General features: G+C 66.3%; 22 protein-coding genes. 11 read left to right on the top strand and 11 right to left on the bottom strand.

Features of this window, described 5'->3' with window-relative positions; all coding sequences use genetic code 11:
- Positions 1-66: 66 nt before the first annotated feature.
- Both AB3347_RS12700 and AB3347_RS12705 read left to right on the top strand, forming a co-directional pair.
- A complete protein-coding gene (locus AB3347_RS12700) occupies positions 67-621 on the top strand; it encodes a cob(I)yrinic acid a,c-diamide adenosyltransferase (protein WP_369092169.1) in 555 nt (184 codons plus the stop codon).
- A 15-nt stretch (positions 622-636) separates the two neighbouring features.
- Positions 637-1,335, top strand: a complete 699-nt coding sequence (locus AB3347_RS12705) for a 2OG-Fe(II) oxygenase (RefSeq protein ID WP_369092170.1) — start codon at positions 637-639, stop codon at positions 1,333-1,335.
- A gap of 121 nt (positions 1,336-1,456) precedes the next feature.
- Here AB3347_RS12705 and dxs read toward each other — a convergent pair whose 3' ends face one another.
- The 3 genes from dxs to AB3347_RS12720 are packed head-to-tail and all read right to left on the bottom strand — an operon-like array spanning position 1,457 to position 4,473.
- Positions 1,457-3,328, bottom strand: a complete 1,872-nt coding sequence (gene dxs / locus AB3347_RS12710) for a 1-deoxy-D-xylulose-5-phosphate synthase (RefSeq protein WP_369092171.1) — start codon at positions 3,326-3,328, stop codon at positions 1,457-1,459.
- Positions 3,329-4,234 (bottom strand): polyprenyl synthetase family protein, encoded by a 906-nt coding sequence (locus AB3347_RS12715; RefSeq protein ID WP_369092172.1) that lies wholly within the window; start codon positions 4,232-4,234, stop codon positions 3,329-3,331.
- A complete protein-coding gene (locus tag AB3347_RS12720) occupies positions 4,231-4,473 on the bottom strand; it encodes an exodeoxyribonuclease VII small subunit (RefSeq protein ID WP_369092173.1) in 243 nt (80 codons plus the stop codon). The genes AB3347_RS12715 and AB3347_RS12720 overlap by 4 nt, the downstream gene beginning before the upstream one ends.
- 402 nt (positions 4,474-4,875) lie before the next feature.
- Here AB3347_RS12720 and AB3347_RS12725 point away from each other — a divergent pair, with 402 nt between their 5' ends.
- Genes AB3347_RS12725 through AB3347_RS12745 form a run of 5 tightly spaced genes read left to right on the top strand, consistent with a single transcriptional unit; the run spans position 4,876 to position 8,769 of the window.
- Entirely contained in the window at positions 4,876-5,976 is a 1,101-nt protein-coding gene (locus AB3347_RS12725; protein WP_369092174.1) for an aromatic ring-hydroxylating dioxygenase subunit alpha, read from the top strand.
- Between the two features lie 5 nt (positions 5,977-5,981).
- On the top strand, positions 5,982-6,902 hold the full coding sequence (locus AB3347_RS12730; RefSeq protein WP_369092175.1) for a DMT family transporter: 921 nt from the start codon (positions 5,982-5,984) through the stop codon (positions 6,900-6,902).
- 20 nt (positions 6,903-6,922) lie between these two features.
- Entirely contained in the window at positions 6,923-7,789 is an 867-nt protein-coding gene (locus tag AB3347_RS12735; protein ID WP_369092176.1) for a sulfurtransferase, read from the top strand.
- A 17-nt stretch (positions 7,790-7,806) separates the two neighbouring features.
- The gene (locus AB3347_RS12740) at positions 7,807-8,391 is read left to right on the top strand and encodes a hypothetical protein (RefSeq protein WP_369092177.1); all 585 of its coding nucleotides are present in this window, start codon (positions 7,807-7,809) and stop codon (positions 8,389-8,391) included.
- A gap of 6 nt (positions 8,392-8,397) precedes the next feature.
- A complete protein-coding gene (locus tag AB3347_RS12745) occupies positions 8,398-8,769 on the top strand; it encodes a Fur family transcriptional regulator (protein WP_369092178.1) in 372 nt (123 codons plus the stop codon).
- A gap of 4 nt (positions 8,770-8,773) precedes the next feature.
- Here the strand turns inward: AB3347_RS12745 and AB3347_RS12750 are convergent, their stop codons facing one another.
- The 7 genes from AB3347_RS12750 to polA all read right to left on the bottom strand — a co-directional run bounded on the left by AB3347_RS12750 (position 8,774) and on the right by polA (position 18,172).
- Positions 8,774-9,157, bottom strand: a complete 384-nt coding sequence (locus AB3347_RS12750; RefSeq protein ID WP_369092179.1) for a MerC domain-containing protein — start codon at positions 9,155-9,157, stop codon at positions 8,774-8,776.
- Positions 9,157-11,238, bottom strand: a complete 2,082-nt coding sequence (locus AB3347_RS12755; RefSeq protein ID WP_369092180.1) for a TonB-dependent receptor — start codon at positions 11,236-11,238, stop codon at positions 9,157-9,159. The genes AB3347_RS12750 and AB3347_RS12755 overlap by 1 nt, the downstream gene beginning before the upstream one ends.
- Before the next feature lie 122 nt (positions 11,239-11,360).
- Positions 11,361-12,110 carry a ZIP family metal transporter gene (locus AB3347_RS12760; protein ID WP_369092303.1) on the bottom strand — a complete coding sequence of 250 codons (750 nt, stop codon included), beginning with the start codon at positions 12,108-12,110 and terminating at the stop codon, positions 11,361-11,363.
- A gap of 102 nt (positions 12,111-12,212) precedes the next feature.
- Complete coding sequence (locus AB3347_RS12765; RefSeq protein WP_369092181.1) at positions 12,213-13,094, bottom strand: dienelactone hydrolase family protein; 882 nt, start codon at positions 13,092-13,094, stop codon at positions 12,213-12,215.
- Between the two features lie 79 nt (positions 13,095-13,173).
- Positions 13,174-14,385, bottom strand: a complete 1,212-nt coding sequence (locus AB3347_RS12770; RefSeq protein ID WP_369092182.1) for a DUF4382 domain-containing protein — start codon at positions 14,383-14,385, stop codon at positions 13,174-13,176.
- A 152-nt stretch (positions 14,386-14,537) separates the two neighbouring features.
- Positions 14,538-15,299, bottom strand: a complete 762-nt coding sequence (locus AB3347_RS12775) for a hypothetical protein (RefSeq protein WP_369092183.1) — start codon at positions 15,297-15,299, stop codon at positions 14,538-14,540.
- A 95-nt stretch (positions 15,300-15,394) separates the two neighbouring features.
- Positions 15,395-18,172, bottom strand: a complete 2,778-nt coding sequence (polA, locus tag AB3347_RS12780; RefSeq protein WP_369092184.1) for a DNA polymerase I — start codon at positions 18,170-18,172, stop codon at positions 15,395-15,397.
- Positions 18,173-18,344: 172 nt separating this feature from the next.
- On the opposite strand from polA, the gene AB3347_RS12785 reads away from it, so the two are divergent.
- Genes AB3347_RS12785 through AB3347_RS12795 form a run of 3 tightly spaced genes read left to right on the top strand, consistent with a single transcriptional unit; the run spans position 18,345 to position 20,634 of the window.
- Positions 18,345-18,836 (top strand): hypothetical protein, encoded by a 492-nt coding sequence (locus tag AB3347_RS12785; RefSeq protein WP_369092185.1) that lies wholly within the window; start codon positions 18,345-18,347, stop codon positions 18,834-18,836.
- Between the two features lie 59 nt (positions 18,837-18,895).
- Positions 18,896-19,855, top strand: coding sequence for a homoserine kinase (locus AB3347_RS12790; RefSeq protein WP_369092186.1), 960 nt, complete (start codon positions 18,896-18,898; stop codon positions 19,853-19,855).
- Complete coding sequence (locus AB3347_RS12795) at positions 19,852-20,634, top strand: BPSS1780 family membrane protein (protein WP_369092187.1); 783 nt, start codon at positions 19,852-19,854, stop codon at positions 20,632-20,634. The genes AB3347_RS12790 and AB3347_RS12795 overlap by 4 nt, the downstream gene beginning before the upstream one ends.
- A 122-nt stretch (positions 20,635-20,756) precedes the next feature.
- Here the strand turns inward: AB3347_RS12795 and AB3347_RS12800 are convergent, their stop codons facing one another.
- Positions 20,757-23,069 (bottom strand): UvrD-helicase domain-containing protein, encoded by a 2,313-nt coding sequence (locus tag AB3347_RS12800; protein ID WP_369092188.1) that lies wholly within the window; start codon positions 23,067-23,069, stop codon positions 20,757-20,759.
- Positions 23,070-23,259: 190 nt separating this feature from the next.
- On the opposite strand from AB3347_RS12800, the gene AB3347_RS12805 reads away from it, so the two are divergent.
- A complete protein-coding gene (locus AB3347_RS12805) occupies positions 23,260-23,772 on the top strand; it encodes a hemerythrin domain-containing protein (protein WP_369092189.1) in 513 nt (170 codons plus the stop codon).
- The last annotated feature ends 3 nt before the right edge of the window (positions 23,773-23,775 follow it).

The raw sequence follows: 23,775 nt of genomic DNA on the forward strand, positions 1-23,775 counted from the left end.
ACAATCGACAGGTTTTGTCGTATGCTCGCCCTATCGTTTTTTTACAATATTTCATAAGGCTACATCATGGGCAACCGACTCTCCAAAATCGCCACCCGCACCGGCGACGACGGCACCACCGGCCTGGGCGACGGCAGCCGCACCGGCAAGGACAGCGCGCGCATCCACTCGCTCGGCGAGGTGGACGAACTGAACTCCTTCGTTGGCCTGCTGCTGTGCGAAGAGATGCCCGGCGACCTGCGCGAAGAGCTGATCTCGATCCAGCACGACCTGTTCGACCTGGGCGGCGAGCTGTGCATCCCGGGCTACGAGCTGATCAAGGACGAGCACGTGGCGCGCCTGGACGGCCTGCTCGAGAAGTACAACGCCGACCTGCCGGTATTGAAGGAATTCATCCTGCCGGCCGGCTCGCGCGCCGCAGCAACGGCCCATGTGTGCCGCACCGTGTGCCGCCGCGCCGAGCGCAGCATCGTCGCGCTGTCGCATGCCGAAGAGATCCGCCCGCATCCGCGCCAGTACGTCAACCGCCTGTCCGACCTGATGTTCGTGCTGGCGCGTGTACTGAACCGCTACGCCGGCGGCAGCGACGTGCTGTGGCAGCACGAGCGCAAGCGCGGTTGAGGACAGGGCCGGCGCATGGAAGACTTCATCGGGATCTACGACAATGCCCTTGGTGCCGAGCAGTGCGACGCCATCCGGGCGCGCTTCGACGCCAGCGGCAAGGCCCAGCGCGGGCGCACCGGCAACGGGGTCGACATCAAGAAGAAGGACAGCTACGACCTGACCATCAACGGCCTGCCGGAATGGGACGACGTCGGCGCCCTGCTGACGCAGACCATGGCGCGCCACCTGGCGCAATACATGGACAAGTACCGCATGCTCCTGATCGGCGCGCTGTCGCCGGCCGTGGCGCATCCGCAGACCGGCGAGGCGGTCACGCTGTCGCTAGAGAACTTCGACGAGCTCGGCACGCCGAACATCGTGGAGCTGATGCAGTCGATATACAGGGTCGGGAATATCAACCTGCAGAAGTACCTGCAGGGCAGCGGCGGCTACCACCACTGGCATTCCGAGATCTACCCGCAGAACGCCAGCTGCGAAACCCTGCACCGGGTGCTGCTGTGGCAGTTCTATCTCAACGACGTGGCCGATGGCGGCGAGACCGAGTTCATGTACCAGGGCCGCAAGGTGGAGGCGCGCAAGGGAAGGCTGATCATTGCGCCGGCGGGGTTCACGCATACCCACAAGGGGCATGTTTCACGGAGCAGCGACAAGTACATCGCGACCTCGTGGATCTTGTTCCAGCGGGCGGAGGCCTTGTTTGGGAGTTCGTAGGGGTGATCTGGTCCGGTGGACCAGATCACGGTTTCCCGCCCGCGCGTTCAGCTACGGCATGCGTTGCCACAACTCGTCCGTGAGTTGAACGCGCGGGCGGCGAAGCCGCCCACCCTACGTATCAGGTGTTGTTGACCACCAGGCGGGGTTCGCCAGCCGCGAAACGCTGGCGGATCGACGCCGCGATGCCCTTGGCATCCAGCCCCACGGAAGCCAGCAGCGCCGCCGGGTCGCCCTGGTCGATGAACTTGTCGGGCAGGCCCAGGTTCAGCACCGGCTTGGCGATGCCTTCCGCGGCCAGCGCTTCCATGACCGCGCTGCCGGCGCCGCCCATCACGCAGCCCTCTTCCACCGTCACCAGGTAGTCGTGCTCCTTCGCCAGGCGCTTGAGCAGTTCGACGTCGAGCGGTTTCACGAAGCGCATGTTGGCCACCGTCGCGTTCAGCTCTCCGCCGGCGGCGATGCTCGGCGCCACCATCGAGCCGAAGGCCAGGATCGCGATGCCCTTGCCGTCGCGGGCGACGATACCCTTGCCGATCTCGATCGCGCTCAGTTCTTCCTGGATGCTTGCGCCGACGCCGGCGCCGCGCGGATAGCGCACCGCGGCCGGGCCCGGGTAGTGGTAGGCGGTGGTCAGCATCTGGCGGCACTCGTTTTCGTCCGAGGCCGCCATCACGACCATGTTCGGGATGCAGCGCAGGTAGGCCAGGTCGTAGTTGCCGGCGTGGGTGGCGCCGTCGGCGCCCACCAGGCCCGCGCGGTCGAGCGCGAAGGTCACGTCCAGGTTCTGCAGCGCCACGTCGTGGATCAGCTGGTCGTAGGCGCGTTGCAGGAAGGTCGAATAGATCGCGACCACGGGCTTGAGGCCTTCGGTGGCGATGCCGGCCGCAAAGGTCACCGAATGCTGCTCGGCGATGCCGACGTCGAAGTAACGCTCCGGATACTGCTGGTGGAAGCGCACCATGCCCGAGCCTTCGCGCATGGCCGGCGTGATGCCGACCAGGCGCTTGTCGACGGCCGCCATGTCGCACAGCCAGTTGCCGAACACTTCGGTATAGGTGATCTTGCTCGGCGCAGTCGCCGGCTTGATGCCTTCGGTCGGGTTGAACTTGCCGGTGCCGTGGTACAGGATCGGTTCGGCCTCGGCCAGCTTGTAGCCCTGCCCTTTTTTGGTCACCACGTGCAGGAACTGCGGGCCCTTGAGCTTCTTGATGTTCTCCAGGGTCGGGATCAGGGATTCCAGGTCGTGGCCGTCGATCGGCCCGATGTAGTTGAAGCCGAATTCCTCGAACATGGTGGCCGGGACCACCATGCCCTTGGCGTGTTCTTCGAGCTTGCGCGCCAGGTCGAGCACCGGGCCCGGCAGCACGGTCTTGCCGACCGACTTGGCGGCGGCGTAGAACTGGCCGCTCATCAAACGCGCCAGGTAGCGGTTCAGCGCGCCCACCGGCGGCGAGATCGACATGTCGTTGTCGTTCAGGACCACCAGCAGGTTGCAGTCTTCCTCGACGCCCGCGTTGTTGAGCGCCTCGAAGGCCATGCCGGCGGTCATCGAGCCGTCGCCGATCACGGCGATCGCGTGGCGGTCCTCACCCTTCAGCTTGGCCGCCTTGGCCATGCCCAGGGCGGCCGAGATCGAGGTCGACGAGTGCGCGGTGCCGAAGGTGTCGTAGATGCTCTCGTCGCGCTTCGGGAAGCCCGACAGGCCGTTCAGCTGGCGCAAGCTAGGCATGCGTCCGCGGCGGCCGGTGAGGATCTTGTGCGAATAGGTCTGGTGGCCCACGTCCCACACGATGCGGTCGTACGGGGTGTTAAACACGTAATGCAGCGCGATGGTCAGTTCCACCGTGCCCAGGTTGGACGACAGGTGGCCGCCGGTCTTCGACACCGAGTCGAGCAGGAACTGGCGCAGCTCGGTGGCGAGCGGGGTCAGTTGCGTGCGCGGGAGCTGGCGCAGGTCCGCGGGGTCGTTGATGGTCTCTAGCAGGTTCATTTATGCCTTCCGCTGCACGATGAGGTCCGCGAGTTCGCGCAGCCGCAGTGCTTGTTCTCCGAATGGCGCCAGCGCTTCGTGCGCTTCACGCCGCAATTGCTCGGCCAGTTCCTTCGATTGGTCCAGTCCGAGGATCGACACGTAGGTCGGCTTGTTGTCGGCCGCGTCCTTGCCGGCGGTCTTGCCCAGCGTGGCCGAATCGGCCGTCGCGTCGAGTACGTCGTCCACCACCTGGAAGGCCAGGCCGATGGCCTTCGAGTAGGCGTCCAGGGCTTCCAGCTCGGGCGGCGACAACTCCTTGCCGCACAGGGCGCCCAGGATCACCGAGACGCGCAGCATGGCGCCGGTCTTGAGCTGGTGCATGCGCTCCAGTTCGTCGCGCGTGAGCGCCAGGCCGACGCTGTCGAGGTCGATCGCCTGGCCGCCGCACATGCCGGCCGAGCCCGCCGCCTCGGCCAGCAGGCGCAGCATCGATACCTGGCGCGCGGGCGGCAGGGTGTCGATGCCGGCCAGCGCCGCAAAAGCCTGGGCCTGCAGGGCGTCGCCGACCAGCAGCGCGGTCGCTTCGTCGTAGGCCACGTGCACCGTCGGCTTGCCGCGGCGCAGGTCGTCGTCGTCCATGCAGGGCATGTCGTCGTGCACCAGCGAGTACACGTGGATCATCTCGACCGCGGCGGCGACCCGGGCCAGCGCTGCATTGCCAGACTGCGCGTCGCCGCCGAACAGCGCGCCGCTGGCGTAGGCCAGCAGCGGGCGCACCCGCTTGCCGCCGCCCAGCGCGGTGTAGCGCATCGCTTCGTGCAGCTTGTGCGGCACGGCGCCGGCAGCCGGCAACAGGGTCTCGAGCGCGAGCTCGACCTGTGCCTGCACGTCCTGCATCCAGGCGCTGAAATCCTTGTCCGTCATTGATCGCCCTCGCCGCCTTCGGCCGAGAACGGCTTGAGCATGTCGCCCTCGAGCACCTTGACCTGGGACTCGACCTTTTCCAGCTGGGCCGCGCAGTACTTCACCAGCTCGGAACCGCGCGCATAGGCGGCCACCGACGCTTCGAGCGGCAGCTGGCCGGATTCCATCTGCGACACGAGCTGGGCCAGCTCGGCCATCGCGCCTTCGAAAGTCTCCGGCGCATTCGTATTATTTGACATAGCTCTTTGCTTGGGAAAGGCGCAAGGGTGCGCCATGGGTCAGTCCAATCGCGTATTTTAGATCAATCCTTCCCCTCAAGGGGTGCACATTGCATTCTCCGCAACTTGGCTTTCTGTAACAATTTTAGTGCAATGGCGCCTTCCCCCATGAAAACCGTGATTTTTCAACAACTTATTTGCGCGGTTTCTTCCCTGGCACGCGATGGACCGAGACCCTGATCCTGTTTCCAAGGTATAATCTCCGGTTCTGTCCGAAACACCGTATTCCTCAACCGAATGGACACGCAAGAATCGTAGCGGCATCGCACCTCGGTGTGGGCACGGCGGATTCTCGCGTATTCCAAATACTGGTCTTTGGATTCTTTCTCTTCTTTGGTAGTACTTGATTAAAGGGGGGTTGGGATGTCCGATCTGGCTACCCACGCCAAGCTGGCGCGCTCCTGCGCTCAGCTTCCGGTAAATGTCTACTTTGACAACGCGCTGATGCAGCGTGAGCTGCAGCAGCTGTTTCACAATGGCCCGCGTTATGTCGGCCATGAATTGATGGTGCCGGAGGTAGGCGATTTCGCGACACTTGCATCCGAAAACGAAGGCCGCATGCTGGTCCGCAACGCGGGCGGCATCGAGGTGCTGTCCAACGTCTGCCGTCACCGCCAGGCGCTGATGTTCAATGGGCGCGGCAACGCGAACACCATCGTGTGCCCGCTGCACCGCTGGACCTACGACCTGAAGGGTCAGCTGATCGGCGCTCCGCACTTTCCGGAGACGCCCTGCCTGAACCTGTCGAAGACGCCGCTGCAGAACTGGAACGGCCTGCTGTTCGAGCAGAACGGCTACGACGTCATGGACAAGCTGAAGAACCTGTCGGTGACGAAGGACCTCGACTTCTCGGGCTACATGTTCGACCACGTCGAGATCCACGAGTGCGACTACAACTGGAAGACCTTCATCGAGGTCTACCTGGAGGATTACCACGTCGAGCCCTTCCACCCGGGCCTGGGCAACTTCGTGTCCTGCGACGACCTCAAGTGGGAATTCGGCCGCGACTACAGCGTGCAGACCGTGGGCGTGAACCGTGCGTTGCAGAAGGCGGGTTCGCCGGCCTATAAAAGGTGGCAGGAACAGGTCCTGAAGTTCAACAACGGCCAGCCGCCGAAGTACGGCGCGATCTGGCTGACCCTGTACCCGAACATCATGGTCGAGTGGTACCCGAACGTGCTGGTGGTGTCGACCTTGTGGCCGGTCGGCCCGCAGAAGACCCGCAACGTGGTCGAGTTCTACTACCCCGAAGAGTTCGTGCTGTTCGAGCGCGAGTTCGTGGAGGCCGAACGCGCCGCCTACATGGAAACCGCGGTCGAGGACGACGAGATCGGACTGCGCATGGACGCCGGCCGCAAGATCCTGATGGAGCGCGGCGTCAACGAAGTGGGACCCTACCAGTCGCCGATGGAAGACGGGATGCAGCACTTCCACGAGTGGTACCGAAGCAGACTGGCTCTGTAATATTGATGGCTTCACTCTGGATGTTGTTTGCCAGCTTTGCGTTTGCTGCCATGGGCGCGGGCGTGAAGCTGGCCTCCGCGTTCTACTCTACGTCCGAACTCCTGATGTACCGCGGCCTGATCGGCACGCTGGTGCTGCTGATCGGCGTCGCCCACCACGGCGGCACCTTCAGGACCGCCTTCCCCAGGGCCCACATCTGGCGCAGCCTGGTGGGGGTCGTCTCGCTGTGGCTGTGGTTCTTCGCCATCTCGCGCCTGCCGCTGGCCACCGCCGTCACGCTCAACTACATGGCGCCGATCTGGATCGCGGCCTGGATGTTCGCGCATGGCTGGTGGAGCGGCACCAAGCTGCCCGAATGGCCGCTGGTGCTGGCGATCGCCATGAGCTTCCTTGGCGTGACCCTGGTGCTGCAGCCGGCCATCGCCGGCAACCAGTGGCTGGGCGGCCTGGCCGGCATCTGCTCGTCGCTGATCTCGGCGGCCGCCTACATGCAGGTGCGCAAACTCGGCCAGATGGGCGAGCCGGAATACCGCGTGGTGTTCTACTTCTCGCTCAGCACCGCGCTCGCCGGCCTGGCCGGCACGCTGGCAGGCGACGGCCCGCAAGGCGCCGTGTTCCAGAGCCACACGCTGTACAGCGGCACCCTGCTGCTGGCGGTCGGCATCTTCGGCCTGCTGGCCCAGATCGCGATGACGCGCGCCTACCGGGTCGGCAAGGTGCTGGTGGTGGCCAACCTGCAGTACACCGGCATCGTGTTCTCCAGCCTGTGGGGCCTGGCCCTGTGGGGCGACAGCTTCGACTGGCATGTCTGGCTCGGCATCGGCGTCATTCTTGCCTCCGGCATCGCCGCGACGTTCTACAATACGCGCAGCACGGCCAAGGGCGCCGTAGTGAAAGATACCGACCCAATCGCCAGCGAGACTTGAGAACGGAGCTGAGGAGCGACATGTACACCACACTGATTTCGGCGCAAGACCTGGCCGCGCACATCGATGACCCGCACTGGGTGCTGGTCGACTGCCGCCACGACCTGATGAACCTGGCCGCCGGCCGCGCGGGCTATGCCATCGGCCACCTGCCGGGCGCGCTCTTCGGCGACATCGAAACACAGCTGTCGGGCGCCAAGCATGGCCCGGACGGCGCGTTCCGCGGCCGCCACCCGCTGCCGGAAAAGGAAGCACTGATCGAGACCCTGCGCGGCTGGGGCGTGAACGACGACTCGCAAGTCGTCGCCTACGACGCCCACGGCGGCATGTTCGCGGCGCGCCTGTGGTGGCTGATGCGCTGGCTCGGCCACGAGGCGGTGGCGGTGCTGGACGGCGGCATGGCCGCCTGGCAGTCGCTCGGCAAGCCCTTGAGCACCGAGGTGGCGAGCAAGCCCCGTGGCGGCATCGCCCTGCGCGCGCCCTTCGTCCCCACCGTGACGGTGGCGGAGGTGCTCGACAACGTCGACAAGGGCGAACGCATCGTGATCGACGCGCGCGCCAGCGACCGCTTCCGCGGAGAGAACGAAACCATCGACCCGGTCGGCGGCCACATCCCCGGCGCGCGCAACCGCTTCTTCAAGGACAACCTGCAGCCCGACGGCCGCTTCAAGGATGCGGCCACCCTGCGTAGCGAATTCGCGCCGCTGGTCGACGATCCGAAGCGCGCCATCATGCAGTGCGGCTCGGGCGTCACCGCCTGCCACAACCTGCTGGCGCTGGAAGTGGCCGGCCTGCCGGGAGCGGCCCTGTATCCCGGCTCGTGGAGCGAATGGGTCGGAGACGGCAAGCATGCCACTGGCCGCCCCGTCGCCACGGGCGACGCTTGAGCCCAGGAGCCATCCTGATGAAAAAAGCAACAACGAAAGATCACGCAGCAATGTCGAACGACGATAGAACCAGGGCAGGCGCTGCGGCGCTGGAGATTCCCGAAGCGGTTGCCAGCGCCCTGAGCGGCTGGGTGCAGCAGGTGGCCGAGCAGACCGCCGCGCCGGTGCGCGACGCACTGGCCGCGGTGGAAGCCGATGCCGCCGCCCTGCGCGAGAGCAGCGCCGAGCTCGAGGCCGCGCGCGACCAGGCGCTGGCCGCATCGAGCGAGCACGCGGCCGAGATCGAGCGCCTCAACACCGAACTGCGCGATGCGCGCCAGGTCGCCACGGACGCCCTGGTCAGCAAGGCCAAGGACCAGCTGGCGATCGACGGCAAGGACCGGCAACTGGCCGACCTGCGCGCCCAGCTGGAGCGCAACGTCGCGGCCCAGGCGGCCGAGTCGGACGCCCGCCTGCGGGCCGAGATGGAGCTGGTCGGCGCCACCACGGCGCGCGACAATTTCGAGAACGAACTGAAGACCCTGCGCGCCCAGCTCGACAAATCCTATGCCGAGCGCAGCGCCCTGCGCGCCGAACTCGAATCGCTGCGCGCGAAGAAGTAAGCGGCCATGGAACAACGCACCACGCGCCAGCGCAAGGCCATCCACCAGTGCATGGAAGACGCGGGGCGCCCGCTCGCCCCGCAGGAGATCCTCGAGCACGCCCAGACCGTGGTGCCGGGGATCGGCATGGCGACCATCTACCGCAACATCAAGTCGATGCTGGAGGCCGGCGAGATCGCCACGGTGTCGCTGCCGGGCGGCGGCGACCGCTACGAGATCGCCGGCCACGGCCACCACCACCATTTCCACTGCCGCTCCTGCGACAAGGTGTACGAGGTGCACGCCTGCCCGGGCGACATGCAGAAGCTCACGCCGGAAGGCTTCGTGCTGGAGTCGCACGAGCTGACCCTGTACGGCTTGTGCAGCGCCTGCCGCTGACGGTTTACGAACGGCAGTCCTTGCAGTAGCGGTGATTGCGCAGGTGCGCGCCCAGCAGCAGCACGCTGCTCGCCACCGCCGCCACCGTCTCGGCCAGTTCGCCGAACTGCGGCCCCACCAGGAACACCGCCACCAGGAACGCCCCCAGTCCCACCAGCCCCAGCGACAAGGCCACCGGGTCACGGTGCTTCAGATAGCCCGGCACCAGCGCCAGCAGCACCGGCACGGTGACCACCAGCAGCAGCGCATCGTGCCAGGCATGGTGGTCGCCCGTCAGTCCCAGCAGCGGAAATGCCGCGATCAGGAGCGGCATCGCCAGGCAATGCACCAGGCACAGGGCCGACGCCGCCATGCCGGCGTAGTCGGCGAAGCGGATCAGGGTCTTCATCAGAAAATGAAGCGCAGGCCAGCGGTGATGTTACGCCCCGGCAGCGGCGCGGCTTCCTTGATGAAGGAGGTATGGCTGAGGGCCAGTTCGTTGGTCAGGTTGTTGATGCGGGCGTAGAGCTGGGCCGGCACGCCGCCGATGCGGGTGGTGTAGTGAGTGCCGAGGTTCAGCAGATGATAGCCGCCGGTCGGCGCTTCGAACTCGGCCACCTTGTCCTGCTTGCCGACGCGGACCAGCTCGACCATGCCATGCCAGGCTTGCCAGTCGGCGTTCAGGCGCACGCCGATGCGGTGCGGCGGAATGCGCGGGATGTCGCGGCTGCCCCCGCCGGCGCCGTCGAAGCGGGCGCGCACATAGTCGCCGAACAGCGTGCCTTCCACCACCGTGGAGAACTTGTGGCGCAGCTCCCCTTCCAGGCCGGTGAAGGTGGCGTCGCGCTGGGCATATTCCACCAGCTGGAAGCCTTCGTGCTTGTCCAGGGTGTGCGCGTAGATGTAGTTGTCGACGCGGTTGTGGAAGGCGCTCAGCGAGAAGGTGGTGTCGCCCTCGAACTTGCGCAGGGTGACGTCGATGTTGTTCGAGGTCTCCTTGCCCAGCTTCGCGTTGCCGATCTCGTAGGTCGCGGTGGCCAGGTGCACGCCGTCCGCGTACAGCTCTTCGGCCGACGGCAGGCGGTGGCTGCGTGCGATGCCGGCGCGCAGCGAATACTGCGGCTGGAACTTCCAGACCGCGCCCAGCGCCACCGAGGTGCCGCGCGCATCGGTATCGTTCTGCGTGGCGCTGTCGACCCGGATGTCCTGCCACTCATGGCGGGCGCCGGCTTCGAAGCGCCAGTTGTCCAGCTTGTATTCCTCGGTGACGAACACGGCGTGCTTGCTGGTCACGGTGGGCGGCACGTAGGCTTCGTCGCCTTCGGTACTGAAGTCGCGCCGGGTGGTTTGCAGGCCGGCCACGCCGCGCCAGCCGCCCAGCGGCAGGTGCTCCAGTTCGACGCGGGCATCGTGGCCGCGATTCATGAAGCTGGTGGCGACCATGCCGTCTTCCAGCTCGTCGTGGCGGTAATCGGTGAACGAGGCGCGCAGGCGTGCCTTGGCAAAGCCCGGCAGCGGATTGCGCACTTCGCCGCGCAGGTCCCAGCGGTCGCTGTCGAGCTTCACGACCGGCACTTCCCCGGCGCCGTGCCCGTGTTCATGCTCGTGGTCGTCGCCCTCCTCTTCCTCGTGGCCGCCGCAGTGCAGGTGGCCGCCATGCGGATGGCATCTCTCGAATTCGTGCTGGTGGCCCGGGATGCCGTATTCGGTGCGTTCCTTGGTATAGGCCAGGCCCAGGTAGCCGCGCTCGCCTACCCAGGACAGGCCGACGGTGCCGCTCTCGCCTTCCTTGTAGCTGCCCGCCACCCGCTTGCCGCCCTCCCAGCCGCTGCCGACGCGGTATTCGCCGGCGTCGCGCTTCACGCCTTCGGCATGCACCGCGATGTTGCCGGCGCCGCCGGTCAGCTCGAAGGCGCCGGTCTTTTCGCGCGCCACCGAGTTGGCGCGTACTTCGGCGCTGCCCTCGGGCTTGGCCGGGACCGCGGTCGGGATCTTGCGGTCCAGGATGTTGACCACGCCGCCCACCGCGCCGCCGCCGTAGGCCAGCGCCGACGGACCGCGCAGCACTTCGATGCGTTCGGCCAGCACCGGTTCGAAACCGACCGCATGGTCCGGGCTGATGGTGGAAGCGTCCTGCACTTCGGCGCCGTCGGACAGGATCTTCACGCGCGGGCCGTCCATGCCGCGGATCACCGGGCGGCTGGCGCCGGCGCCGAAGTGGCTCGAGCTGATGCCGGGCTGGTTGGCCAGGGTCTCGCCCAAGGTCGACTCGCGTGCGCGCACCAGCTCTCCGCCGCCGAGCGAGGTGGCGGGCGTGATCATGTCGTCGCTCACCACGCCCAGCGCGCTGGCCGAGACCACCACGGTCGGCACGGTGTCGGGATCGGCCTGCAGCCGGCTGTTCGCGGTCTGGGCAGAGGCGGCAGGCACACCGAAGGCGAACAGGATCGCCAGCGCGAGCGGCGTACGTGGGAGGGTCGGGAATGGCATGGCAGGGCTTCCTTTGTTGGGCTTCTGCGGTAATGATAAGTCATTATCATTAACGAGGCAAGAAGCGGACGTGTGCGCTGCCCTGCCATCGGGCCGACGGCAGCGCCATGCCAAGGAAGAACTCAGTAAGCGTGGTTCAGGGCCAGAACGATCGCCACGCCCAGCGCGATCAGGGCCACCTGCGGCACCGATTCGCGCACCGTGGCGCGGCGCTGCATCTGCGGCATCAGGTCGCTGACGGCGATGTAGATGAAGCCCGAGGACGCGAACACCAGCACATACGGAATCAGGCCGCTGGCCTGGTCCAGGGTGAAGTAGCCGAGCAGGCCGCCGGCCACCGCCATCAGGCTGCACAGCAGGTTGAAGACATAGGCGCGCAGGCGCGAGAAGCCGGCGTTGAGCAGCACGATGAAGTCGCCGATCTCCTGCGGGATCTCGTGGGCGACGATGGCCAGCGCGGTGACGATGCCCAGCTCCGGGTTGGCGAGGAAGGCCGCGGCGATCAGGATGCCGTCGGTGAAGTTGTGCATCGCGTCGCCCAGCAGGATCATCCAGCCGGACTTGCCGGCCTGGTGGGCGTCATGGCCGTGGGCGTGGTGGTGGCCGTCGCCTTCGTGGTGGTGCGAATGGCGCAGGATCGCCAGTTTTTCGAGCACGAAGAAGGCCAGCAGGCCGCCCAGCAGCGTGGCGAACAGGCTGCGCGGATCGGCGCCGGACTCGAAGGCCTCGGGCAAGGCGTGCAGCAGCGAGGTGGCCAGCATGATGCCGACCGACAGGCTGACCATCCGCTCCACCACTTTCGACAGCAGCGCGAACGAGAATACGGCAGCGCCTGTGATGCTGACGACGCCGGCGACGAGGGTCGCCAGCAGGATGGAGCTTAGAATGGGATCGATTTGGAAGCCTCTTGGTCTGTTCTTGCGCAGAGCAGCAAACCGGGCATTTTACCTTGCCCGGTCTCCCGCCGTGCAAGATCAGGCGACGCCGTGGGTGGAGAACCAGTTCAGCGCCTTGCTCCAGCCGTCCTTGGCGTCTTCGGCGTTGTAACTGGGGCGGTAGTCGGCGTGGAAGGCATGGCCCGAGTTCGGGTAGACGTGGATCTTCGAGCGGCTGTTGCCGGCGTCCAGCGCCTTGCGCATGCGCTCGACCGATTCCAGCGGGATGCCCTGGTCCTTGGCGCCGTACAGGCCGAGCACCGGCACCTTCAGGTTCTGGGCCACGTCGACCGGGTGCTTCGGCTGCAGCGCGTTGGTCTCGCCCACCAGGCGGCCGTACCAGGCCACGCCGGCCTTGACGTTCGGGTTGTGCGCCGCATACAGCCAGGTGATGCGGCCGCCCCAGCAGAAACCGGTGATGCCCAGCTTGTCGGTGTTCCCGCCGCGCTGCTTGGTCCACTTGACGATGGTGTCGAGGTCCGACATGACTTGCGCATCGGGCACCTTGGCGACGATGTTCTTCATCAGCTCGGGCATCGGGGTCCGGGTGGCGTCGCCCTGGCGCACGAACAGGTCCGGGGCCACGGCCAGGTAGCCGGCCTTGGCGAAGCGGCGCACCACGTCCTTGATGTGCTCGTGCACGCCGAAGATTTCGGAGATGACCAGGATGACCGGCAGGTTGCTGCGATCCCTGGGCTGGGCGCGATAGACCGGCACGTCCTGGCCGTTGACGACCACGATGTGGTCGCCGGCGTCGAGGCCTTCGGCGCTGGTCTGGACCTGGGTCTGGGCGACGACCGGCAGCGCAGCGACCGCGAAGCCGCTGCCGACGGCAGCTTTCAGGAAGACGCGGCGATCGACGCCGTCGCCGGACGCGCCGGCGGACAGCAGGCTGATGCCGTCGTTGATGAGATCTTTCATTGTGCACCCCTCCGGTTGAGTTGGACTGGCTTGCAATCTTAGCAAAGTCCGGAGGGGCGCACGCTACGGTAACGCGGCCTTAGCGGGTCAGCGCAAAGTTCACGTTCGACTGGTTGGCGGCGCTGATGTCGACGTTGTCGACCGACTTCGTCACATAGCCGGTGGCCGCCGCCTCGACGCGGTACTTGCCGGCGGGCGCCGCGCTGCTGGCGCTGAACACCAGCGGCAGCGTGCTGCTGTAGGTCGCGAACTGCGGCGCCGCCACCGGCAGGTTGGCGATGGTGTAGGCGCCGGTGGCCAGGTCCGCGCCCTGGTACTTGATGGTGACGGTCGGACCGGCCGCGAAGCTCTGCTTGGCCGAGACGTAGGCTGCCTCGGTGCTGGCGGGGCTCAGTGTCACGGTGCCGCCGATCGCGCCGCTGTTGCCCGGCGCGAGCAGGATCGGCGCCGTCGTCGTGCTCAGGACCGTGGTGCTGCTGGCCGAGGCCACCGGCACGCCTGCCACCACGCTGGCTGCGCTGTCGTTGGCGGTGATCACGACATCGTAATTGCCCGGCGCGAGACGCGACAGGAAGAATTCACCGGTGGTCGGATTCGGCGTGGTCGCGCTGACGACCTGGCCGTTCTGCTGCGCCGACACCTGCACGCTGCGTCCCAGCACCGCGGTGCTGACGAAACCGGAGATGCCGTTCAGGGTCACCGGCACCACCTTCACGACCGGCTTCAGCGCATACGCGCCCTTGCCGCGGGTGACCACCGACTTGCAGGCGTCGAAGTCGAGCACCACGTCGGTCTTCTGGCCGGCCGTCACGTCGAACTGGCCCACCAGCTTGATGCCGCTCTGGACCGAGCTGGGGGTCTCGAGCGGCTGTTCAAGCTTGCCCACGGTCGGCACCACGGTGTTGGCGCTGCCCGAGGCATTGCTGTCCAGGACCAGGCGCAGCTGGGTGTAGCGCCCCGCCTCCAGCGAGGTCTGGCCCAGGGCCTCGAGCACGCCGTTGGTGAGATTCAGCAGGTTGATCTTCTTGGCCGGGCTCAGGGTGATGTCGGTCCAGCCGCTGTCGCTATCCGCCGCGCCTTCGCTGCGGTGCACGCGCACTTTCGACACGGTGACATTGACGGCGTCGAAGCCGCAGGTCGGGGCGTCGGTCATCGACACGGCCAGGGTGCCGAGGGTGCTCGCCGGCGTGGCCGGGGTGGAATCGCCCCCGCCGCCGCCGCAGGCGGACAGGGCGGCGGCGCTCAGGGCGGTGGCGCCCAACAGGGCGAAGCGGGATGGGGTCGCGAACATGTGATGGATACCTTTCGTGGGTCTGCTAAAAGGGACAGATGAAAGAATCCTAGCATTCCGAGAAGCAACTTTAATGTGGCCTGGCGCACATTGAAACAGTTGCTTACAGTCTTTACAGAGTTGTTGAAGGTTCAGTATTCGGAATGGAACAGCTAGCGGCTGGAAAAGACCTCGCCCAGGGACCTGGCCTCGGGCGCATACGCCTGCATGCCCCAGCCCGCGCCGCCCACCACCAGGGTGGTCAGCACAAACGGCAGGAGCGTGCGCCTGAGCGCGGCGAGCATCCAGTGACGCGGATCGAGCGTGCGCAGGCGGCGGTACAGGCCGGCCGCCAGCAGGGAATCGACCAGGATCTCGGCAAACAGGACCGGCGCCGACCAGATCACGAACAGCGATGAAAACGCAATGCCCAGCGCAAGCAGGACGATCGCCAGCGGAATCGCCCCTTCTTCGGCCTGCCCGATGAGCTCGAGCGGTTTCCCGGCAAGGGGTTCGATGCCGCCGTCCGCCACCCCGGCATCGAAGTTCGCGCTGGCGCCGCCGCCATCGAAGCTGCCGCCGGCGCCGGCGAAGTCGCCCTGCGCGGCGCGGGGTACGGCGCCGCTGCCTGCCCCGTCAGGCACGGGCAAGGCGTCGATGTAGTCGGCCGCGCTGGTGCGCAACCAACACCACAGAAGCAGCAAAAAGACGATGTAGGCCACGCCCATCGCCAGCACGTAGCGCAGCGCCAGCGTGTCGACCCCGGCCAGCAGCATCGCCGCCGATGCGCCGAAACCGGCCAGCCCGGTGAGCGACACCAGGATGAACATCTGGAGGCGCGGGAAGCCTTCGCGCAGCAGGCGGGCGCGCATGCGCTCCACCGCCACGGCGCGTGTCAGGGGACGCGAGCGTCCGGCCGGAATCTGCATCTGCATTGCCTTTCGGGAGCCATGTGATGCCCGCGATTCTCGCACGTCCGCATGCGCCGGGATCGCGGCCGGTCCATCCTATGCCGCGCGGGTAAGGCCCATCAGTGGGCGCGCTCCCAGTTCGGTCCCACCCCGGTCTCGGCCACCAGCGGCACCTTCAGCGTGGCCACGCCCGCCATCAGCTCGGGCAGCTTCACGCGCACCAGTTCCAGCTCGGCTTCCGGCACCTCGAGCACCAGTTCGTCGTGCACCTGCATGATCATGCGGGTGCCGAGTTTCTCGGTTTCGAGCCAGCCCTGCACCGCGATCATGGCCAGCTTGATCAGGTCGGCCGCGGTGCCCTGCATCGGCGCGTTGATCGCGGCGCGTTCGGCGCCGGCGCGGCGCGGGCCGTTCGGGGAGTTGATCTCGGGGAGCCACAGGCGGCGGCCGAACACGGTCTCGACGTAGCCGCGCGCCTTGGCCTGCAGGCGGGTCTCGTCCATGTACTGCTTCACGCCGGCGAAGCGGGCGAAGTAGCGGTCGATGTAATTGGCCGCTGCGCCGCGCTCGATGCCCAGGTTCTGGGCCAGGCCGAAGGCGCTCATGCCGTAGATCAGGCCGAAGTTGATCACCTTGGCGTAGCGGCGCTGTTCGCTCTGCACGTCTTCCGGCGGGATGCCGAAGATCTCGGCGGCGGTGGCGCGGTGGATGTCCTCGCCTTCGGCGAAGGCCTTCAGCATGGCCGGGTCGCCCGAGATGTGGGCCATGATGCGCAGTTCGATCTGCGAATAGTCGGCCGAGACGATCACGCTGCCCGGCGGCGCGATGAAGGCTTCGCGGATGCGGCGCCCTTCGGCGTTACGCACCGGGATGTTCTGCAGGTTCGGCTCGTTCGAGGACAGGCGCCCGGTGATGGCCACCGCCTGCGCATAGTTCGTGTGCACGCGGCCGGTCTTCGGGTTCACCATCTTGGGCAGCTTGTCGGTGTAGGTCGACTTCAGCTTGGACATGCCGCGGTGCTCGAGCAGGATCTTCGGCAGCGGGTAGTCTTCCGCCAGCTTCTGCAGCACCTCTTCGTCGGTGGACGGCGCGCCGGTGGCGGTCTTCTTGATCACCGGCAGGCCCAGCTTGCCGAAGAAGATCTCGCCGATCTGCTTGGGCGAGCCCAGGTTGAAGGGGCCGCCGGCCAGCTCGTAGGCCTGCTGCTCCAGCTCCAGCATGCGCGCGCCCAGTTCGCCCGACTGCACCGCCAGCAGCTCGGCGTCGATCAGCACGCCGTTGCGCTCGATCTTCTGCAGCACTTCCATGGTCGGCATCTCGATCTCGCGGTAGATGCGGGTGAGGCCGGCGTCGCTCTCGACGTGCGGCAGCATGGCCTGGTGCAGGCGCAGCGTGATGTCGGAGTCCTCGCCGGCGTATTCGGTGGCGCGGGCCAGCTCGACCTGGTCGAAGCAGATCTGGTTGGCGCCCTTGCCGCACACGTCGACATAGGGAATCGTGGTGTAGCCGAGGTGGCGCATCGCCATGGTGTCCATGTCGTGCGGCTTGTGCGACTCGAACACGTAGGACTGCAGCAGGGTGTCGTGCACGATCCCCTTCAGCTTGACGCCGTGGTTCTCGAAGATGTGCATGTCGTACTTCAGGTTCTGGCCCAGTTTCGGCTTGGCCGGGTTTTCCAGCCAGGGGCGCATGCGCTCGAGCACGTGCTCGCGATTCAGCTGGTCGGGCGCGCCGGCATAGCGGTGCGCCACCGGGATGTAGGCGCCCTTGCCCGCTTCCACCGACAGCGAGATGCCGACCATCTCGGCGGCCAGCGGGTCGAGCGAGCTGGTTTCGGTGTCGACCGAGGTGAGTTCGGCCGCGTCGACCAGCGCCAGCCATTTGTCGAGCTGTTCGTCGGTGAGGATGGTCTCGTACTCGCCCTTGATGATGGCCATGCCCGGCAGTGTGCCGGAAGCGCCTTCCGGGGAATTCAGCGGCGCGCCGCCCGGCCCGGCGCCGCGCGCCGGCGCCACCGCGCCGTCCGCACGCCCGTTGCCGCCGCCAAGTTCGCGCAGCATGGTCTTGAAGCCGTAGCGCTGGAAGAACTCGCGCAGGGCCTCGGCGTTTTCCGGACGGCCGACCAGGGTCTCTTCGAACGAGACCACGTGGCTGACCAGGTCGCAGTCGGTTTTCACGGTGATCAGTTCGCGGCCCTTGGGCAGCCATTCGAGCGCCTTGCGCAGGTTCTCGCCGACCGCGCCGCTGATGCTGTGCGCGTTCTCGATCACGCCGTCGAGCGAGCCGTGCAGGGTCAGCCACTTCACCGCCGTCTTCGGGCCGCACTTGCTCACGCCCGGGACGTTGTCGACGGTGTCGCCGATCAGGGTCAGGTAGTCGATGATGCGGTTCGGCGCCACGCCGAACTTGGCGAGCACGCCGGCTTCGTCGAGCTTCTCGTTGCTCATCGTATTGATCAGCATGACCTTGTCGTTGACCAGCTGGGCCAGGTCCTTGTCGCCGGTCGAGATCACGGTCTTCATGCCGCGCGCGGCGGCCTGCACGGCCAGGGTGCCGATCACGTCGTCGGCTTCCACGCCGTCGACCATCAGGATCGGCCAGCCGAGGTGGCGCACCACTTCGTGGATCGGTTCGATCTGCTTGCCCAGGTCTTCCGGCATCGAGGCGCGCGTGGCCTTGTATTCCGGATACAGGTCGTCGCGGAAGGTCTTGCCCTTGGCGTCGAACACGCAGGCGATGTAGGCGGCCGGGTAGTCGGCACGCAGGCGGCGCAGCATGTTGACCATCCCGTGCATGGCGCCGGTGGGGAACCCGTCCGGGCTGCGCAGGTCGGGCAGCGCGTGGTAGGCGCGGTAGAGATAGCTGGAACCGTCAACGAGCAGCAGGGTATTTTCCATAGGGCGACATAAATAGGTGAGCCGGCGCAAGCGCCACAGTGTCCGGCATTATCGCAGAATCGGCTCGGCCAACGCACGGGCGGTGCCGGGCTCGGCCATTTAAAGACACACACTTTTCACAGGGAAGCGTGTCGGTTTGTTACAATGAACCAAACGACACAAGGTGACCATCATGTTGCGCACATCCTCCCGCCTGAAACTCCTTTCGCTCTGCCTGATCGCGCATGCCGGCCTGGCCGCGGCACAGTCCCAGCAGCAGGCTCCTGTCCAGCAACAGCGCCCGGCCCAGACCCCGCCGCAGCTCGAGCGTATCGAACCAGGCAGCGATGTGCCGGCCACCACCATTCCGCCGAAAGAACGCACCCGCATCACCGAAAAGCGGGACAACAGCGGGAAGCTCACCGAAGTGGAAGTGCAAAGCGGCAAGAGCCGCTACATCATGAAGCCCAACGTTGCACCCGGAAACGCCCAACCCGGCGATGCCCAGAGCAGCGCGATCCGCGCCCCACAATGGCAGGTCATGGAATTCGACTTCGGTAATCCGAAAAAGCAGGCCGCCGACGCGGCGACCGCGGCGCCTTCGCCGGCGCCGGCCAAGCCGGGCGTGCCGGCACGCGCCGACGCACCGCCCCCGCCGCCCATGGAACCCGTCGAAAAAAAATAAATCCTGACGCTGCCGCCGCCGTCGATGCGGCAGCCGACCCTCACCTTCGTTGCTAGCACATGGCAGTTTTCACCGCGGTCTCGCTGGACGACCTTTCCCAGTGGATCAAGCAGTTCCCCCTCGGGCGCGCCCTCGCGCTGCAGGGCATTTCCTCCGGCATCGACAACAGCAACTTCTTCCTCACCACCGAGCGTGGGGAATTCGTGCTGACCATTTTCGAGAACCTCGGTATCGAGCAACTGCCCTTCTATGTGCAGCTGATGCGCCACCTGGCCGAGCGCGGCATTCCGGTGCCGGCGCCGGTGCCGACGCATGATGGCGAATTGGTGGTCACCCTGCACGGCAAGCCGGCCATCATCGTCAGCCGCCTGAGCGGCGCTTCTCAAATGGATCCGCAGCCGCCGCACTGCGCCGAAGTCGGCACCATGCTGGCGCGCATGCACCTGGCGGGACGCGATTTCCCGCTGGTGCAGCCGAACCTGCGCGGCCTGGACTGGATCAGCGCCACCGCGCCCACCGTGCTGCCCTTGGTTTCGGCGCGCGAAGCCGAGCTGCTGCGCAATGAAGTGCGGTACCAAGCCGACTTTGCCGCGACCGGCACCTACGCGGCATTGACCCGCGGCCCGGTGCACGCCGACCTGTTCCGCAACAACGTGATGTTCGAGGGCGAACGCCTGACCGGCTGCTTCGACTTCTATTTTGCCGGCGTCGACACCTGGCTGTTCGACGTCGCCGTGACCGTCAACGACTGGTGCGTCGACCTTGCCACCGGCAGGCTCGATGAAGCCCGCGTGCGCGCCCTGCTGGCCGCCTATCACGCCGTGCGTCCGTTCACGGCCCAGGAACACGCCGCATGGCTGCCGATGCTGCGCGCCGGCGCGTTGCGCTTCTGGCTGTCGCGCCTGTACGATCTGCATATTCCGCGGGCGGCCGAACTGCTCACGCCGCACGACCCCACCCACTTCGAACGCATCCTGCGCGCCCGCATCGAGCGCGGCGCGCCCGACCTGCCTACATGAACTCACTTCCTGCAATCACCGGCTGGCACTGGCTCAAGCAAGGCGCCGGCCTGTTCCGCAAACAACCGGCCGCGCTCACCACGCTGCTGTTCGCGAACATCCTGATCAGCATCGGCATCAGCGCCGTGCCCCTGCTCGGGCCGATGATCGCGGTGATCCTGATCCCCTCGTTCTCGATGGCCTTCATGAAGGCCTGCCTGATGATCGAGAACGGCGAGCGGGTTACCCCCGGCGTGCTGCTGACGGGCTTTCGCCAGCCGGTGGTCAAGGATTTGTGCAAGGTGGGACTGGTCTACCTGGCCGTGTCGCTGCTGATGGCCGTGATCACGCGCTTCGCGGTCGATCCGGGCTTCTGGGAACAGGTGGCGCGCCAGGGACGCGAAGGGGGCCAGCCGCAGGTGGCGGGTTCCGACGTCCTGGCGATGTTCATGATCTTTGGCCTGGACGTGGCGGCCCTGATGGCGCTGTGCTTCGCCGCGCCGCTGGCCTACTGGCAGAAGATGGGGCCGGGCAAGGCCACCTTCTACAGCTTCTTCGCCGTGGTGCGCAGCGCGCGCGTGTTCATCGTACTGCTGCTGGCCTGGTTCGCGATCTTCTTCGGTATCTGCATGGTGATCACGCTGCTGCTGGGCGCCTCGAGCATGACGCGCGTGGTGATCATGTGGCTGATCTTCCTGTTCATCCTGCTGCTGCAGTGCGCGATGTATGCGGGCTACCGGCAGATTTTCGGGAAGCCGGTGGATGGCGCGCCGGCCGGCGGCGTCAATCTCACCAAGTAAACCGTAGGGTGGGCGGGTCTCCCGCCCACGCGGTGATAGTTATCGGGTGAGGATTCTGGTCGGATGATCTCGCAGCCGGTTGAACGCGTGGGCGGCAAAGCCGCCCACCCTACGAAAAGCAGTTAGCTGCCGACCCGTTCGAGCTTCGCCACCGACAGGTCGAGCACCTTCATTCCCGCCGCGCCGAAGTTGATCTGGGCGCGCGCCGCCCCTGCCCCACCCTCGATATTCACGATCACGCCCTCGCCGAACTTGGCGTGGGAAACGCTTTCCCCCACGCGCCAGCCGGAGCCGTTGCCGGACTTCTGGGTGATCTGCTGCGCGATCTTGTTGTCGGAACCGTCGCGGAAGGCGGCGTCGTCCCAGGCCGTGGTCTGCTTGCGGCCGGCGAACCAGTTGGTCTGCACCCGCGGCGACAGCCACTTGATCGATTCTTCCGGCAGCTCGTCGAAGAAGCGCGACTTCATGTTGAAGCGGGTCTGGCCGTGCAGCATGCGCTGCTGGGTAAAGCTCATATATAAACGCTTGCGCGCGCGCGTGATCGCCACGTACATCAGGCGCCGCTCTTCGTCCACGCCATCGAGCTCGCGCGCGCTGCTCTCGTGCGGGAACAGGCCTTCTTCCAGGCCGGTGATGAATACCGCGTCGAATTCCAGGCCCTTGGCCGAGTGCACGGTCATGAGCTGCAGCGCATCCTGGCCGGCCTGGGCCTGGGCGTCGCCCGCTTCCAGCGAGGCGTGGGTGAGGAAGGCCGATAATGGCGACATCACATTGGCCAGCGGGGCGTCGGAGTCGAGGATCTCGATGCCGTCCTGGTTGACGATGGCTTCGCCCGCCGAGGGCAGCGCCGGCGGCCCGAGATGGGCAGGGGCGCCCTGGCCGAAGCCTTCTTCCTGCACGAACTGGGTGGCCGCGTTCACCATCTGCTCCAGGTTCTCGATGCGGTCGGCGCCTTCTTTTTCGTTCTGGTAGTGCTGCAAGAGGCCGCTGCGTTCCAGCACCACGCGCACCAGTTCGGGCAGTGGCAGCTGTTGGGTCTCGAAGCGCGCCGACTCGACCAGCTTGACGAAGTTGCCGAGCGAACCGCCGGCCTTGCCCGTCATGTAGGGTACCGCCGCGTACAGCGAAATGCCGTAGGAGTCGGCCGCCATCTGCAGCTGCTCGATCGAGCGCGCGCCGATGCCGCGCGTGGGGAAGTTCACCACGCGCAGGAAGGCCGAATCGTTGTGCGGGTTGTCCATCAGCTGCAGGTAGGCGATGGCGTGCTTGACCTCGGCGCGCTGGAAGTAGCGCAGGCCGCCGTACACGGTGTAGGGCAGCCCGGCCGCGAACAGCGCGTGCTCGATCACGCGGCTCTGCGCATTGGAGCGGTACAGGATGGCGATCTCGCTGCGCGACATGCCCTCGTTCATGAGGCTCTTGGCTTCCTCGATGATCCACTGCGCCTCTTCCAGGTCGCTGGACGCCTCGTATACGCGCACCTGCTCGCCCTGCCCCGCATCGGTACGCAGGTTCTTCCCCAAACGCTTGGTGTTGTTCGCAATGAGGTAGTTGGCGCTGTCGAGGATGTGGCCGAAGGAGCGGTAGTTCTGCTCCAGCTTGATCAGGTTCTTGACCCGGAACTCGCGCTCGAAGGCCTGCATGTTGCCGACGTTGGCGCCGCGGAAGGCATAGATGCTCTGGTCGTCGTCGCCCACCGCGAAGATGGCGCCGCCGCCCTCCTCGTCGTGCCCTGCCAGCAGTTTCAGCAGGTTGTACTGCAAGTCGTTGGTATCCTGGAACTCGTCGACCAGGATGTGCCGGAAGCGCATCTGGTAGTGGTGGCGCAGCGGGCCGTTGCGCGCCAGCAGTTCGTACGAGCGCAGCAGCAGCTCGGCGAAATCGACCACGCCCTCGCGCTGGCACTGGCCCTCGTACAGCTCGTAGAGCTCGATCATGCGGCGTTCGATCGGGTCGTTCGGCTCCATCCGATTCGCGCGCAGGCCCTGTTCCTTGGCGTTGTTGATGAAGTACATCAGCGCCTTGGCCGGGTATTTTTCGTCGTCGACGTTGTGCGCCTTCAGCATGCGCTTGATGAGCGAGAGCTGGTCTTGCGAGTCGAGGATCTGGAAGGCCTGGGGCAGCGCGGCATCCTTGTAGTGGGTGCGCAGCAGGCGGTTGCACAGGCCGTGGAAGGTGCCGATCCACATGCCGCGCGTATTGATCGGCAACATGGAGGACAGGCGCGTCAGCATCTCCTTCGCCGCCTTGTTCGTGAAGGTCACGGCCATGATACCGGCCGGCGACACCTGCCCGGTCTGGATCAGCCAGGCGATGCGGGTCGTCAGCACGCGGGTCTTGCCGGAACCGGCGCCGGCCAGGATCAGCGCGCTCTGCGACGGCAGGGTGACGGCGGCGAGCTGTTCGGGATTGAGGTTATGGAGGAGATTCTGCATCCGGCCATTATAACGCTGCGATTACTGTATGCCCATCCAGCTGTGCGGCAGGCGCCACGCCCCCGCCTTGCCGGGGAACTTTCGGCCGCCATCGCACCCATTGACCTTCGTCCGATCTGCGCTAGCCTGAAAGACCGCGGCGGCGCAGCGATGCCCTTCGCCGGCGGCCACAACATAAACGGAGGATGGTATGGCAACCGAACACGATGCAGGCATGGGCAGGCACGGGGCGTTCCCGGTCGACCGCCCGATGGAGGCTTTGCGGCACGACCATGACATGGTGCGCCACCTGGCCGACAAATACCTCAACAGCCAGGACAAGAAGGTGAAGAAGCAGGCCGCGACCCAGATCCTGCAGGCCCTGCACATGCATTCGCGGCTCGAAGAGTCGGTGTTCTACCCGGCAGTGCGCGACATCGACGCCGGCCTGATCGGGCACTTCGAGCAGGACCACCAGCATGTCGACGACCTGGTGGCGACCCTGCAGGGGATGTCGCTCGAGGACGCCCACAGCGAGCAGCTGATGCGTGAACTGCTCGCCGCGGTCGCCTCGCATATCGAAGAGGAAGAAAACAAGCTGTTCACGCGGCTGGAACAGTCGGGCATGGACATGACGCCGGTCGGGCTCGAGATGCAGTCCTTCGAAGCGAACATGGTGCACATGCAGGCCCAGCTGAGCGACTCCCAGGTGCGGCGCCGCTAGCCG

This window comes from Massilia sp. X63, assembly GCF_041023745.1.
Classification (GTDB): domain Bacteria; phylum Pseudomonadota; class Gammaproteobacteria; order Burkholderiales; family Burkholderiaceae_D; genus Telluria.